This window comes from Streptomyces sp. NPDC110618 (genome assembly GCF_055657065.1).
Window position 1 is genome coordinate 119,019 of record NZ_JBVKBN010000011.1, and the last position, 14,551, is coordinate 133,569.

Below are 14,551 nucleotides of genomic sequence, written 5' to 3' on the forward strand. Positions count from 1 at the left end.
GGCGCGGGGTCGGGCGGTCCGGTGAGGCGGTGACCGCGAAGGATGGCCGTAGGACGCGTCATCCTAGAGCCCAACCTGGCGTCTGACCAGGGCTTTCCTAGGACTTTACGGTGCTGCGGGGCAGGCACTCGGTGCCGTTGTCAGTGGTGTGGTGTGCAATGGATCTCGTGCCCGCACCGCAAGAACCGCTCCAGCAGCCACTGAAGTCGCAGCTCGGCCCCGCCACCGCGAAGGTCATGGCCGAGCACCTCGGGCTGCACACCGTCGGCGACCTCCTGCACCACTACCCGCGCAGATACGAGGAGCGCGGCCAGCTCACCCACCTCGCCGACCTCCCCATGGACGAGCACGTCACGGTGGTCGCCCAGGTCGCCGACGCCCGGCTGCACACCTTCGCCTCCGCCAAGGCCCCGCGCGGCAAGGGCCAGCGGCTGGAGGTCACCATCACCGACGGCAGCGGCCGGCTCCAACTGGTCTTCTTCGGCCACGGCGTTCACAAGCCCCACAAGGAACTCCTGCCGGGCACACGCGCGATGTTCGCGGGCAAGGTCTCCGTCTTCAACCGCCGCCTCCAGCTCGCCCACCCCGCCTACGAACTCCTGCGCGGCGACGGCGAGGAGACCGTGGAGACCTGGGCGGGCGCGCTGATTCCCCTCTACCCCGCCACCGCGAAACTGGAGTCCTGGAAGATCGGCAAGGCACTCCAGACGGTCCTCCCCGCCGCCAAGGACGCGGTCGACCCCCTCCCGGAGAGCCTGCGCGCCGGCCGCGGCCTGCTCCCGCTGTCCGAGGCGCTGGAGAAGATCCACCGCCCGCACACCAAGGCCGACATCGCCGACGCCCGCGCCCGCCTGAAGTGGGACGAGGCGTTCGTCCTCCAGGTCGCCCTCGCCCGCCGCCGCCACGCCGACGGCCAACTCCCCGCGGTGGCCCGCAAACCCAAGCCGGACGGCCTCCTCGCCGCCTTCGACGCCCGCCTGCCCTTCACCCTCACCGACGGCCAGCGCCGCGTCTCCGAGGAGATCTTCGGCGACCTGGCCACCGAGCACCCCATGCACCGGCTGCTGCAAGGCGAGGTCGGCTCGGGCAAGACCATGGTCGCCCTGCGCGCCATGCTCGCCGTCGTCGACGCGGGCGGCCAGGCCGCCATGCTCGCGCCCACCGAGGTGCTGGCCCAGCAGCACCACCGCTCGATCGTGGAGATGATGGGCGAACTGGCCGAGGGCGGCATGCTGGGCGGCGCCGAGCACGCCACCAAGGTCGTCCTGCTGACCGGCTCCATGGGGGCCGCCGCCCGCCGCCAGGCACTGCTCGACCTCGTCACCGGCGAGGCCGGCCTCGTCATCGGCACGCACGCGCTCATCGAGGACAAGGTCCAGTTCCACGACCTCGGCCTGGTCGTCGTCGACGAACAGCACCGCTTCGGCGTGGAGCAGCGCGACGCCCTGCGCGGCAAGGGCAAACAGCCCCCGCACCTGCTGGTCATGACGGCCACCCCCATCCCGCGCACGGTCGCGATGACCGTCTTCGGCGACCTGGAGACCTCCGTACTCGACCAGCTCCCGGCCGGCCGTTCCCCGATCGCCAGCCATGTCGTCCCGGCCGCCGACAAGCCCCACTTCCTCGCCCGCGCGTGGGAGCGCGTGCGCGAGGAGGTGGAGAACGGCCACCAGGCGTACGTCGTCTGCCCGCGCATCGGTGACGAGGAACCGGACCCGAAGAAGAAGTCCGCCGAGGACGAGGCGGAGAAGCGCCCGCCGCTGGCCGTCCTCGACGTCGCCGACCAGCTCACCAAGGGCCCGCTCAGCGGCCTGCGCGTGGAGGTGCTGCACGGCCGTATGCACCCCGACGACAAGGACGCCGTCATGCGCCGGTTCGCCGCCGGGGAGACCGATGTCCTGGTCGCCACCACCGTCATCGAGGTCGGCGTCAACGTCCCCAACGCCACCGTGATGGTGATCATGGACGCCGACCGCTTCGGCGTCTCCCAGCTGCACCAGCTGCGCGGCCGGGTCGGCCGCGGCTCCGCGCCCGGACTGTGCCTGCTGGTCACCGAGATGCCCGAGGCGAGCGCCGCCCGCCAGCGCCTGAACGCCGTCGCCGCCACCCTCGACGGCTTCGAACTCTCCCGTATCGACCTCGAACAGCGCCGCGAGGGCGACGTCCTCGGCCAGGCCCAGTCCGGCGCCCGCACCAGCCTGCGGATGCTGGCGGTCATCGAGGACGAGGAGATCATCGCCGAGGCCCGCGAGGAGGCCACGGCCGTGGTCGCGGCCGACCCGGAGCTGACCGGGCTCCCGGGCCTGCGCACGGCCCTGGACGCGCTCCTGGACGAGGAGAGGGAGCAGTACCTGGAGAAGGGGTGAAGGCGCCCCCCGAGGGGCGCGGAGAGCCGCCCGACCGGCCACACTGATACCAACCAGCCGCCCACCACCAAGGACCCAAGATGACCCGCGTGATCGCCGGCACCGCCGGCGGCCGTCGCCTCGCAGTGCCACCGGGCAACGGCACCCGCCCGACCTCCGACCGCGCACGCGAGGGTCTGATGTCCACCTGGCAGTCCCTGCTCGGCGGCCCCCTCGACGGCGAACGGGTCCTCGACCTGTACGCGGGATCGGGCGCCGTCGGCCTGGAGGCCCTCTCCCGGGGCGCGAGCCACGCCCTCCTGGTCGAGGCGGACGCCCGCGCGGCCCGCGTCGTGCGGGAGAACGTCAGGAGCCTCGGCCTCCCCGGCGCCGAGGTGCGCGCGGGCAAGGCCGAGCAGATCATCAAGGCGCCCGCGCCGGAGCCGTACGACATCGTCTTCCTCGACCCGCCGTACGCCGTCACGGACGACGATCTTCGGGAGATTCTCCTCACACTCCGCACGCAGGGGTGGCTCGCCAAGCAAGCGCTCGTCACCGTGGAGCGCAGCACCAGAGGCGGGGAATTCCACTGGCCGGACGGCTTCGAGGCCATCCGGGCCCGTCGCTACGGCGAGGGAACGTTTTGGTACGGTCGCGCCGCCTCTACGTGCGAAGACGCACGATGACCGGACCGGAGAGCGAGGGAACTCAAGTGCGCCGCTGCGTTTGTCCCGGGTCGTTCGACCCGATCACCAACGGACACCTCGACATCATCTCCCGCGCCTCCAGGCTGTACGACGAGGTCTATGTCGCGGTGATGATCAACAAGGCCAAGAAGGGCCTGTTCGAGGTCGAGGAGCGCCTCGACCTGATCCGCGCGGTCACCGCCGAGTACGCCAACGTGCGCGTGGAGGCCTTCCACGGACTCCTCGTCGACTTCTGCAAGCAGCGCGACATCCCCGCCATCGTCAAGGGCCTGCGCGCGGTCAGCGACTTCGACTACGAGCTGCAGATGGCCCAGATGAACAACGGCCTCTCGGGCGTCGAGACCCTCTTCGTGCCGACCAACCCGACCTACAGCTTCCTGTCCTCCTCGCTCGTCAAGGAGGTCGCGACCTGGGGCGGCGACGTCTCCCACCTCGTCCCGCCGATCGTGCTGGACGCCCTCAACGAGCGGCTGCGCAAGGACTGACGGGGCTACAGCGGGGGCCGAGGGGGCTACAGTCGTCCCGTCCGTCCCCGGAACAGCTGTAGAGAGTGGCGAGCACACGATGGACGTGCAGAAGAAGCTCGACGAGATCGTCGCGGCGGTCTCCAGTGCCCGGTCGATGCCGATGTCGGCCTCGTGCGTGGTCAACCGCGCCGAGCTGCTCTCGATGCTCGAAGAGGTCCGCCAGGCCCTGCCCGGCTCCCTCGCGCAGGCGCAGGAGCTGATCGGCGACCGTGAGCAGATGGTCGAGCAGGCCCGCCAGGAGGCCGAGCGGATCATCCAGGGCGCGCACGCCGAGCGCGGCTCGCTGATCTCCGACACCGAGGTCGCCCGCCGCTCCCAGGCCGAGGCCGACCGGATCCTCGCCGAGGCCCGCAAGGAGGCCGAGGAGATCCGCGCGGAGGCCGACGACTACGTCGACTCCAAACTCGCCAACTTCGAGGTCGTCCTCACCAAGACCCTCGGCTCCGTCGGCCGCGGCCGCGAGAAGCTGCTGGGCACCGGCCCCGGCCTCGACGAGCAGGGCTACGAGGACGAGGACGCCCCCGAGCGCAGCCACGACCCGGAGACCCTGCGCCGCAGTGCGGACGAATACGTCGATGTCAAACTCGGCGCCTTCGAGGCGGTGCTCGCCAAGACCCTGGAGGCGGTCGGCCGCGGCCGGCAGAAGCTGCACGGCCGGATCGCCACCGACGACCTCGGCGCCCTCGCCGACGACGGCACCACCGTCCAGCACTCCAGCGACGCCGACTACCTCGCCGACCTGGCCGCCCTCGCCGAACAGGACGCCGCCGCCCAGCCGGTCCAGCCGCAGCAGCCCGAGCAGCCCGCGTACGCCCCGCAACAGCCCTCGTACGACACCTACGGCGGCTACCAGCAGCCGGCCTACGCCCAGCAGGACCCCTACGGCTACCAGCAGGCCGACCCCTACGCCTACCAGGGCTACGACGCCCAGCAGCCGGCGTACGAGCCGCAGCAGCAGGCCCCGCAGCAGCAGCCCGGGTACGCCCTGGACGAGACCAGCCTCTTCGACACCAGCATGATCAGCGCGGAGCAGCTGCGCGCCTACGAACAGGGGCGCGGTCAGTAGCCCGCTCCGGCGGTCGCGGTCCGTAGGGGATCCACCGGATTGGGCTGTGAGCGAATGGTCCAGTATCCTGGCTCTTCGGTCGCGCGTACGTCCGCGATCAGCGCTGCCCGGGGACACCGGGGGCAGCGTCCCCTGAGCTGAGAAGATCGAAAGCAGGAATGGCCCTGAACGCCCGCCTCGACCACCGCAACCCCCTCGTGTTCGACACGCACGAGCTGGGTCGGCGTCCTGGCGCGCTCCAGCGCCTGAACCGCACGATCGACGCGCCCAAGGACCTCGGTCTGAAGGACGTCATCGGGGTGCCGGAAGGCGCTCCGGTGGAGCTCGAACTCCGCCTTGAGTCGGTCATGGAAGGGGTGCTTGTCACAGGCACCGCCCGTGCACAGGCCGAGGGGGAGTGCGTAAGGTGTCTGGAGCCGCTTCAGCTGGATCTCGAAGCGGACTTCCAGGAGATGTTCTCGTACCCCGAAGCCGACGAGCGGGGCCGCGCCAAGTCGCGGTCCGACGAAGACGCCGCCGACGACGAGGACGACGAGGACAGGCTCTTTGTCGAGGACGGCCTGTTCGACCTCGAATCCGTGCTGCGGGACGCGGTGGTGCTCGCACTGCCGATGCAGCCGGTGTGCCAGGAAGACTGCCCGGGGTTGTGCGCCGAGTGCGGCGTGCGCCTCGCGGACGACCCGGACCACCACCATGACGCCGTCGACATCCGTTGGGCGGCACTGCAGGGACTCGCCGGTTCACTCGAAGACGGCGAGAAGGACGAGATGAGCGGCGCCGAACCGGGCGTCGACGAGAAGCAGGAGAAGTAGCCGTGGCTGTTCCGAAGCGGAAGATGTCGCGCAGCAACACGCGCCACCGCCGGTCGCAGTGGAAGGCTGCGGTCCCCACCCTGGTTGCGTGCGAGCGCTGCCACGAGCCCAAGCAGCAGCACATCGCGTGCCCGTCTTGCGGCACCTACAACAAGCGCCAGGTCCTCGAGGTCTGAGCGGCTGGTGAGAGGCACTGTGTCCACGCCGAAGAAGAACTCTGCGGAGAACACGGCCTCGTCCCACACGCTGTTGGAAGGGCGGCTCGGCTACAAGGTCGAGTCCGCCCTTCTGGTGCGTGCGCTGACGCACCGCTCGTACGCGTACGAGAACGGCGGTCTGCCGACCAATGAGCGTCTGGAGTTCCTCGGGGACTCCGTGCTCGGCCTCGTGGTCACGGACACGCTGTACCGCACCCACCCGGACCTGCCCGAGGGCCAACTGGCCAAGCTGCGGGCCGCGGTGGTCAACTCTCGTGCGCTTGCGGAGGTCGGCCGCGGGCTGGACCTGGGTTCCTTCATCCGGCTCGGCCGCGGTGAAGAGGGCACGGGCGGCCGGGACAAGGCGTCCATCCTCGCCGACACCCTGGAAGCGGTGATCGGCGCGGTCTATCTCGACCAGGGCCTGGACTCGGCGGCGGAGCTGGTGCACCGCCTGTTCGATCCCCTGATCGAAAAGTCCTCGAATCTCGGAGCCGGCCTGGACTGGAAGACCAGTCTCCAGGAGCTCACCGCGACCGAAGGACTCGGCGTTCCCGAGTACCTGGTCACGGAGACCGGCCCCGACCATGAGAAGACCTTCACTGCTGCCGCCCGCGTCGGAGGCGTCTCGTACGGCACCGGCACCGGCCGCAGCAAGAAGGAGGCGGAGCAGCAGGCCGCCGAGTCCGCCTGGCGGTCCATCCGGGCCGCAGCGGACGAGCGCGCCAAGCAGGCGGCCGAAGCGGCGGAGAACGCCGCCGCGGACGCCGACGAGGCATCCGCCTCCGCCTGAGCGAAACAGGCCACGCCGAGCGCCCGCTCCCGCCACGGGACGGGCGCTCGGTCCTTGAACCGGTGTGTACGGGGGATGCGATGCCCGAGTTGCCCGAGGTCGAGGTCGTCCGGCGCGGACTGGAGCGCTGGGTCGCCCATCGCACGGTCGCCGACGCCGAGGTGCTGCACCCGCGCGCCGTGCGCCGCCACCTCGCCGGACCCGACGACTTCACGCACCGCCTCAAGGGTCACCGGTTCGGCGTGCCGAGCCGCCGCGGCAAGTACCTGTGGCTGCCGCTGGAGGACACGCACCAATCGGTCCTGGCCCACCTCGGCATGAGCGGCCAACTGCTGGTGCAGCCGCACGAGGCACCGGCCGAGAAGCACCTGCGCATCCGGGTCCGCTTCGCCGACGCCCTCGGCACCGAACTCCGCTTCGTCGACCAACGCACCTTCGGCGGACTGTCGTTGCACGACAACACCCCCGACGGACTGCCCGACGTCATCGCGCACATCGCCCGCGACCCGCTGGACCCGCTCTTCGACGACGAGGCCTTCCACCAGGCTCTGCGTCGCAAGCGGACCACGGTCAAACGGGCCCTGCTGGACCAGTCGTTGATCAGCGGCGTCGGCAACATCTACGCGGATGAGGCCCTTTGGCGCTCCCGCCTGCACTACGAGCGCCCGACGGCGACTTTCACCCGCCCACGCACCCTCGAACTCCTCGGCCATGTACGGGACGTGATGAACGCGGCCCTCGCGGTCGGCGGCACCAGCTTCGACAGCCTGTACGTCAACGTCAACGGCGAGTCGGGCTACTTCGACCGGTCCCTGGACGCGTACGGCCGTGAAGGGCTGCCCTGCAAGAGGTGCGGCACGCCGATGCGGCGGCGGCCGTGGATGAACCGGTCGAGCTACTTCTGCCCGAAGTGTCAGAGGCCGCCGCGGGCCGCGTCGTAGCGCTCGCGGGCTTCCAGCACATCGTCCATACGGCCCTCCACGAAGTGGATGAGGCCGAGCAGCCGGCCGGCCACCTCACGGCCCAGCGGCGTCAGTTCGTAGTCCACCCGCGGCGGATTGGTCGGCTGCGCCTCGCGCAGCACCAGCCCGTCGCGTTCCAGCGCGTGCAGCGTCTGGGACAGCATCTTCTCGCTCACGCCGTCGACGCGTCGGCGCAGCTCGTTGAAGCGCAGCGATCCGTCGTGCAGCGCGCCGAGGGTGAGCGCGCCCCAGCGTCCGGTGACGTGCTCCAGCGTGCCGCGCGAGGGGCAGGCCTTCGCGAACACGTTGTACGGCAGGTCCTGCTCCGCCGTGCGCTCCTGTGCGGTGTCCATATCACAAGCGTACTCGACCACAGCGCTAACCCGCAGATTGCACTAACTCATGGTTAGTGCTTTCATTTCCACACCGTAATTGACGTCGCTTGACCTGCCGACTCCAGGAGTACGCCCCGTGACCACCCCCGTCGTCTCCATCGCCTACCACTCCGGCTACGGCCACACCGCCGTGCTCGCCGAGGCCGTCCGCACCGGTGCTGCCCAGGCCGGTGCCGAGGTACATCTGATCAACGTCGCCGAGATCACCGATGAGGAGTGGGCCGTGCTCGACGGCTCCGACGCCATCGTCTTCGGCTCGCCCACCTACATGGGCACCGCCTCCGGCCCCTTCCACGTCTTCGCCGAGGCCAGCTCCAAGCGCTGGTTCGGCCAGGACTGGAAGGACAAGCTGGCGGCCGGCTTCACCAACTCCGGCTCCAAGAGCGGCGACAAGCTGCACACGCTGCAGTTCTTCCAGATCCTCGCCGCGCAGCACGGCATGCACTGGATCAACCTCGGCCTGCACCCCGGCTGGAACAACAGCGAGGGCTCCGAGCACGACCTCAACCGCCTCGGCGTCTTCGCCGGCGCCGCCGCCCAGACCAACGTCGACCAGGGCCCGGAAGCCGTCCACAAGGCGGACATCGCCACGGCGGAACACCTCGGCCGCCGCGTCGCGGAGGCGGCCCGCACCTTCGTGACGGGCCGCACGGCCGCGGCCGCCTAAGGCGTCCGCCGGGCACACGCACAAGGGCTCCCCGTCCGACAGCCGGACGGGGAGCCCTTGTGGATGCGTGCGTGCTACTAGTACCCGAAGTTCTGCGTCCACCAAGGCCCGCCCGGGGCCATGTGGACGCCCACGCCCAGGGTCTTGAAGTCGCAGTTCAGGATGTTGGCCTTGTGGCCGGGGCTGTTCATCCAGGCTTCCATGACCGCAGCGGCGTCGGCCTGGCCGCGGGCTATGTTCTCGCCGCCCAGGGTGGTGATGCCGGCCTCGGCCGCGCGGTCCCAGGGGCTCTCGCCGTCGGGGTTGGTGTGGTCGAAGAAGCCGCGGGCCGCCATGTCCTCGCTGAAGGCGGAGGCCAGGTCGGACAGGGCGCTGTTGGCGGCCACGGGGCTGCAGCCGACCTTCGCGCGCTCCTCGTTGACCAGCTTGAGCACCTCGGCCGCGGCGGCGGCCTCCTCCGAGAGGGTCACCGGTGCGCTGGGCTTCTTCTCCGGTGCCTTGGTCTCGGGCTTGGAGGGGGTCGTCTTCGGCTTCTTGCTCGGCGTGGTCTTCGGCTTCTTCTTCTCCGGGGCCTTCGTCGGCGCGGCCTCGGAGGTCGACGGCGACGGGGACGCCGCCGGCGAGGCCTCCCGCTCCTGGTCCCGGCTGGCCGGGGTGCTGTCGTCGCGGTTCTCCGCGCTGCCGGAGGTGCCGCCCTGCTCGCTCGGCGAGCTGGTCGGTGAGTCGGCGGTGCGCACCTTGTCGCTGCTGCCGCCGCCACCGAGCGTGTAGGTGTCCCCGCCGGGCAGCACGCCCGTGGCGACCGCGACGGTGCCGATGGCCACCGCCGCCGAGACCCCGAGCAGCCCGGTACGCACCGGAGTCGCGGCCTTCTTCTTCTTGCGGTGCCCCCGCGCGCGCCCGTCACCGTCGGCGGGGAAGAGGCCCTCACTCGCGAAGACGGTGGTCTCCGGCTCCCATGTGTAGTCCTCGCCGCGGCCGAAACCCTGACGGCCCTCGGAGGCGAACAGATAGGCCTCCGTCTGCGCGTAGGCACCGGCGTACGCGTCCTGGTGCAGATAGGGGGCTATGCCCACCGTCTCGTCCGAGTGCGGGTCCAGCGGGTCATGGCTCCACTGTGCGGAACCGTCGGTATGACTGACCCCCGTGGCGCGGCCTGTGGCGGCGCGGCCGGCGGCGGAGCGTCGGTGGCGTCCCATGTCCTGGCCTTCCCTCGTCCGTGCGGTCGACTCGTCCTCTGGCGATCAACCACTCACTCGATCGAGTGAGTTTCATATGAGATTCATTGGGTGGGGACGGTACCGCATGGCGCCGGATGCGGAAGTGCCCCGTGGGACTTTGGGCGGTTAGGTTGCAGTCATGAGCGAGGATGTTCGGCTGGTTGCCTGGGTGCGCGGACGTGTCCAAGGTGTGGGTTTCCGCTGGTTCACGCGTGCCAAGGCGCTGGAGATCGGCGGCCTGAGTGGTTTTGCTCTCAATCTGGACGACGGACGCGTCCAAGTGGTCGCCGAGGGTCCCCGCTCCGGTTGCGAAAGTCTGCTGGAGTGGCTCCAGGGTGACGACACGCCCGGGCGCGTGGACGGTGTCACAGAGATATGGGACACACCCCGCGGCGGCTACGACGGCTTCGCCATCCGGTGATCCGGGGGCACCGCCCGCCCCCGCCACGCCCGCGGACCATGCCGGTGGAACCTGCCCGAAACAGAAAGGTCCAGGTGGTTGCCGAGAAACGCTTGCGCTGGCATGCTCCGCACGCAAGGATGATCGCCACGCCCTCAGGGCCCCGCAGGAGTCGCAGCGCCGCCGAACAGGCCGCGCGCCCCCGGTGCGCCCGTCAATACGGGGCGTGATCGTGTTGACCGTCAAACTTTTTGGTGAGACGCTGAAAGCCCCGCGCACCTTAGCTGTTTGGCATGTAAGAACGGCAGCAAGAACTCAAGAGTGCCAAGCACCGTGGGTGCGAATCCCTCACGACCCACACCGCTTCGGTCGGTCACTCATTGTGGAGGACCATCCATCATGGCAAAGGCGCTTCTCGGTTACGTCGGCGGCTCCGACCCGCGACTCCTCGCCGAGATGCGACGGCTCCAGCAGCGCGTACAGGACCTGGAATCCGAGCTCGTACGGATCCAGGCGGAGAACGACGCGCTGACGGCTGCCGCTTCTCACGACAGGATCATGGAGAGCATCGACGCACACCAGGCGGAGCCTGCGCTCACCTGATCGCTGCACTGCTCCACGACAGCACACACGGCGGTCGGGCTGCCCGTATCAACCGCTGAGTTGTCAGAAACTGCAAGGGACGCCTCGGCGTCCCTTCTTTCTTTCCCCCACGCATCCTTTCAGCCTCTTCAACGTTTGGTGTGCCCTGCATGTTCAAGGGTGAAACCGCGCGTTCATGGAGTGAGACATCCGCGCCAGGTAGAGTCCAGCGGCGTGCACCTCAAGGCCCTGACCCTCCGCGGGTTCAAGTCGTTCGCCTCGGCGACCACACTCCGGTTCGAACCGGGCATCACGTGTGTCGTCGGACCGAACGGTTCGGGCAAGTCCAATGTCGTGGACGCGCTCAGCTGGGTCATGGGCGAGCAGGGCGCGAAGTCGCTGCGCGGCGGCAAGATGGAGGACGTCATCTTCGCGGGCACCACCGGGCGTCCGCCGCTCGGCCGCGCCGAGGTGTCGTTGACCATCGACAACTCCGACGGGGCGCTGCCCATCGAGTACTCCGAGGTCACCATCACGCGGATCATGTTCCGCAACGGCGGCAGCGAGTACCAGATCAATGGTGACACGTGCCGCCTGCTCGACATCCAGGAGTTGCTCTCCGACTCCGGCATCGGCCGCGAGATGCACGTCATCGTCGGCCAGGGCCAGCTCGACTCCGTGCTGCACGCCGACCCCATGGGCCGCCGCGCCTTCATCGAGGAGGCCGCCGGCGTCCTCAAGCACAGGAAGCGCAAGGAAAAGGCGCTGCGCAAGCTCGACGCGATGCAGGCCAACCTCGCGCGCGTGCAGGACCTCACCGACGAACTGCGCCGCCAGCTCAAGCCGCTCGGCCGCCAGGCCGCCGTCGCCCGCCGGGCCGCCGTCATCCAGGCCGACCTGCGCGACGCCCGCCTGCGCCTGCTCGCCGACGACCTCGTCCGGCTGCGCGAGGCCCTTCAGGCGGAGGTCGCCGACGAGGCCGCCCTGAAGGAGCGCAAGGAAGCCGCCGAACAGGAGCTGAAGAAGGCCCTCCAGCGCGAGGCCCTCCTGGAGGACGAGGTACGGCAGCTCACCCCGCGCCTCCAGCGGGCCCAGCAGACCTGGTACGAGCTCTCCCAGCTCGCCGAGCGGGTCCGCGGCACGATCTCCCTCGCCGACGCCCGTGTGAAGAGCGCCACTTCCGCACCGCCCGAGGAGCGGCGCGGCCGTGACCCCGAGGACATGGAGCGCGAGGCCGCCCGCATCCGCGAGCAGGAGGCCGAGCTGGAAGCGGCCCTGGAGGCGGCCCAGCGCGCGCTGGAGGACACCGTCGCCCACCGCGCCGAACTGGAGCGCGAACTCGCCCTGGAGGAGCGGCGTCTGAAGGACGCGGCCCGCGCCATCGCCGACCGCCGTGAGGGATTGGCCCGGCTGAACGGCCAGGTCAACGCGGCCCGTTCGCGCGCCGCCGCCGCCCAGGCCGAGATCGACCGGCTCGCCGCCGCCCGCGACGAGGCCCAGGAGCGGGCGGTCGCCGCCCAGGAGGAGTACGAGGCGCTCAAGGCCGAGGTCGACGGCCTCGACGCGGACGACTCGGAACTCGCCGAACAGCACGAGGCCGCGAAAACAGCCCTCGCCGAGGCGGAGACGGCCCTCTCGGCGGCTCGGGAGGCGGCCACCGCGGCGGAGCGCGCCCGCGCCGCCACCCAGGCCCGCCACGAGGCCCTGGCCCTGGGGCTGCGCCGCAAGGACGGCACCGGGGCACTGCTGGGCGCCCGGGACCGCCTGACCGGACTTCTCGGCCCGGCCGCGGAACTGCTCACCATCACCCCGGGCTACGAGGTCCCGCTGGCCTCCGCCCTCGGCGCTGCGGCCGACGCCCTCGCGGCCACGACACCGTCCGCTGCGGCCGAGGCGATCCGGCTGCTGCGCAAGCAGGACGCGGGCCGCGCCTCCCTGCTGCTCACCGGGGCGCCGGAGGCCCCGGCCGCGGAGGGCGCCGACACGCCCGCACCCCGCGCCGCCGACTTCGTGCGCGGCCCCGCCGAGCTGATGCCGGCCGTACGGCGCCTGCTCGCCGGGATCGTCGTCGTCGGCACCCTGGAGGACGCCGAGGACCTGGTCTACGCCCACCCCCACCTCACCGCGGTCACCGGCGAAGGGGACCTGTTGGGCGCCCACTTCGCGCAGGGCGGCTCCGCCGGGGCGCCGAGCCTGCTGGAGGTGCAGGCGTCGGTCGACGAGGCCGCCGCCGAGCTTGAGGAGCTGGCGGTCCGCTGCGAGGAGCTGGCCGAGGCCCAGCGCGCCGCCCAGGAGCGCCGCAAGGAGTGCGCGGCGCGCGTGGAGGAGCTGGCCGAGCGGCGGCGCGCCGCCGACCGCGAGAAGTCGGCCGTGGCCCAGCAGCTCGGCCGTCTCGCCGGGCAGGCCCGGGGCGCGGCCGGAGAGGCGGAACGTGCCGTGGCTGCCGCCGCGCGGGCCCAGGAGGCTCTGGACAAGGCGCTCGAAGAGGTCGAGATCCTCGCCGAACGGCTGGCGGTGGCCGAGGAGATGCCCGTCGAGGAGGAGCCCGACACCTCCGTGCGGGACCGGCTGAACGCCGACGGCGCCAACGCCCGCCAGACCGAGATGGAGGCCCGCCTCCAGGTCCGTACGCACGAGGAGCGCGTCAAGGGGCTGGCCGGACGCGCCGACTCGCTCGACCGGGCCGCCCGCGCGGAACGCGAGGCGCGCGCGCGTGCCGAGCAGCGGCGGGCGCGGCTGCGGCACGAGGCCGCGGTCGCCGAGGCCGTCGCCTCGGGAACACGGCAGCTGCTGGCGCACGTCGAGGTGTCCCTCGCGCGGGCCGCCGAGGAGCGCACCGCCGCCGAGGCGGCCAAGGCCAGGCGGGAGCAGGAGCTGGCCGCCGCCCGCGCCACCGGCCGCGACCTGAAGGCCGAGCTGGACAAGCTCACCGACTCGGTGCACCGCGGCGAGGTGCTCGGCGCCGAGAAGCGGCTGCGGATCGAGCAGCTGGAGACGAAGGCACTGGAGGAGCTGGGCGTCGAGCCGGCGGGGCTGGTCGAGGAGTACGGCCCTCACCAGCTCGTACCGCCCTCCCCGCCCGCCGAGGGCGAGGAGCTGCCCGAGGACCCCGAGCACCCGCGCAACAGGCCCCGGCCCTTCGTGCGCGCCGAGCAGGAGAAGCGGCTGAAGGCGGCCGAGCGGGCCTACCAGCAGCTCGGCAAGGTCAATCCGCTGGCGCTGGAGGAGTTCGCGGCGCTGGAGGAGCGGCACCAGTTCCTCAGCGAGCAGCTTGAGGACCTGAAGAAGACCCGCGCCGATCTGCTCCAGGTCGTCAAGGAGGTCGACGAGCGCGTCGAGCAGGTCTTCACCGAGGCCTACCGGGACACCGCCCGGGAGTTCGAGGGCGTCTTCAGCAGGCTGTTCCCCGGCGGTGAGGGCCGCCTGGTGCTGACCGACCCCGACAACATGCTGACCACCGGCGTGGACGTGGAGGCGCGTCCGCCGGGCAAGAAGGTCAAGCGGCTGAGCCTGCTCTCCGGCGGCGAGCGGTCACTGACCGCCGTCGCCATGCTGGTGTCGATCTTCAAGGCCCGGCCCAGCCCGTTCTACGTCATGGACGAGGTCGAGGCGGCCCTCGACGACACCAACCTCCAGCGGCTGATCCGCATCATGCAGGAGCTCCAGGAGGCCTCCCAGCTGATCGTGATCACCCATCAGAAGCGCACCATGGAGGTCGCCGACGCACTGTACGGCGTCTCCATGCAGGGCGACGGTGTGTCCAAGGTCATCTCACAGCGGCTGCGCTGAATCCCCACTGGCTTCCCCCTACATTCAAGTCGTGAACACAAGTGGACTCCACCTGCCCTCAATCTCACACCTGATTGCCTATTGACTTC

The 14,551-nt window shown here is 70.7% G+C and carries 13 protein-coding genes and 1 pseudogene; 12 read left to right on the forward strand and 2 right to left on the reverse strand.

All coding sequences use genetic code 11. The annotated features are described in order from the left end of the window. Positions 1-158: 158 nt before the first annotated feature. From recG to mutM, 8 genes and pseudogenes are all read left to right on the forward strand, one after another. Positions 159-2,366 carry an ATP-dependent DNA helicase RecG gene (gene recG, locus ACZ7L7_RS20285; protein ID WP_285513644.1) on the forward strand — a complete coding sequence of 736 codons (2,208 nt, stop codon included), beginning with the start codon at positions 159-161 and terminating at the stop codon, positions 2,364-2,366. Positions 2,367-2,443: 77 nt separating this feature from the next. Continuing rightward, positions 2,444-3,031: pseudogene (rsmD, locus tag ACZ7L7_RS20290) on the forward strand (16S rRNA (guanine(966)-N(2))-methyltransferase RsmD); the annotation flags it as partial. Between the two features lie 26 nt (positions 3,032-3,057). Beyond that, on the forward strand, positions 3,058-3,537 hold the full coding sequence (coaD, locus tag ACZ7L7_RS20295; protein WP_453604304.1) for a pantetheine-phosphate adenylyltransferase: 480 nt from the start codon (positions 3,058-3,060) through the stop codon (positions 3,535-3,537). 79 nt (positions 3,538-3,616) lie between these two features. After that, the gene (locus tag ACZ7L7_RS20300) at positions 3,617-4,645 is read left to right on the forward strand and encodes an ATP synthase F0 subunit B (RefSeq protein WP_285513645.1); all 1,029 of its coding nucleotides are present in this window, start codon (positions 3,617-3,619) and stop codon (positions 4,643-4,645) included. Between the two features lie 158 nt (positions 4,646-4,803). Further along, complete coding sequence (locus tag ACZ7L7_RS20305; RefSeq protein ID WP_285513646.1) at positions 4,804-5,457, forward strand: YceD family protein; 654 nt, start codon at positions 4,804-4,806, stop codon at positions 5,455-5,457. Between the two features lie 2 nt (positions 5,458-5,459). Further along, positions 5,460-5,633: a 50S ribosomal protein L32 gene (gene rpmF / locus ACZ7L7_RS20310; protein WP_003951102.1), complete on the forward strand. Its 174-nt coding sequence runs from the start codon at positions 5,460-5,462 to the stop codon at positions 5,631-5,633. Between the two features lie 7 nt (positions 5,634-5,640). Continuing rightward, positions 5,641-6,447 (forward strand): ribonuclease III, encoded by an 807-nt coding sequence (rnc, locus tag ACZ7L7_RS20315; protein ID WP_453604267.1) that lies wholly within the window; start codon positions 5,641-5,643, stop codon positions 6,445-6,447. 80 nt (positions 6,448-6,527) lie between these two features. Then, complete coding sequence (gene mutM, locus ACZ7L7_RS20320) at positions 6,528-7,388, forward strand: bifunctional DNA-formamidopyrimidine glycosylase/DNA-(apurinic or apyrimidinic site) lyase (RefSeq protein WP_471592960.1); 861 nt, start codon at positions 6,528-6,530, stop codon at positions 7,386-7,388. Here the strand turns inward: mutM and ACZ7L7_RS20325 are convergent. Beyond that, complete coding sequence (locus ACZ7L7_RS20325) at positions 7,361-7,762, reverse strand: winged helix-turn-helix transcriptional regulator (protein WP_285513648.1); 402 nt, start codon at positions 7,760-7,762, stop codon at positions 7,361-7,363. The genes mutM and ACZ7L7_RS20325 overlap by 28 nt on opposite strands. A 118-nt stretch (positions 7,763-7,880) precedes the next feature. Here ACZ7L7_RS20325 and ACZ7L7_RS20330 point away from each other — a divergent pair, with 118 nt between their 5' ends. Then, positions 7,881-8,471: a flavodoxin family protein gene (locus ACZ7L7_RS20330; protein ID WP_285513649.1), complete on the forward strand. Its 591-nt coding sequence runs from the start codon at positions 7,881-7,883 to the stop codon at positions 8,469-8,471. A 77-nt stretch (positions 8,472-8,548) separates the two neighbouring features. On the opposite strand, the gene ACZ7L7_RS20335 is transcribed toward ACZ7L7_RS20330, so the two are convergent. Beyond that, positions 8,549-9,670: a CAP domain-containing protein gene (locus ACZ7L7_RS20335; protein WP_285513650.1), complete on the reverse strand. Its 1,122-nt coding sequence runs from the start codon at positions 9,668-9,670 to the stop codon at positions 8,549-8,551. Between the two features lie 160 nt (positions 9,671-9,830). Here ACZ7L7_RS20335 and ACZ7L7_RS20340 point away from each other — a divergent pair, with 160 nt between their 5' ends. From ACZ7L7_RS20340 to smc, 3 genes are all read left to right on the forward strand, one after another. Further along, positions 9,831-10,112 (forward strand): acylphosphatase, encoded by a 282-nt coding sequence (locus tag ACZ7L7_RS20340; protein ID WP_093722155.1) that lies wholly within the window; start codon positions 9,831-9,833, stop codon positions 10,110-10,112. A 378-nt stretch (positions 10,113-10,490) separates the two neighbouring features. Continuing rightward, the gene (locus tag ACZ7L7_RS20345; protein ID WP_058922942.1) at positions 10,491-10,694 is read left to right on the forward strand and encodes a hypothetical protein; all 204 of its coding nucleotides are present in this window, start codon (positions 10,491-10,493) and stop codon (positions 10,692-10,694) included. Positions 10,695-10,907: 213 nt separating this feature from the next. Beyond that, positions 10,908-14,462 carry a chromosome segregation protein SMC gene (gene smc / locus ACZ7L7_RS20350; RefSeq protein WP_472076729.1) on the forward strand — a complete coding sequence of 1,185 codons (3,555 nt, stop codon included), beginning with the start codon at positions 10,908-10,910 and terminating at the stop codon, positions 14,460-14,462. Positions 14,463-14,551: the final 89 nt, after the last annotated feature.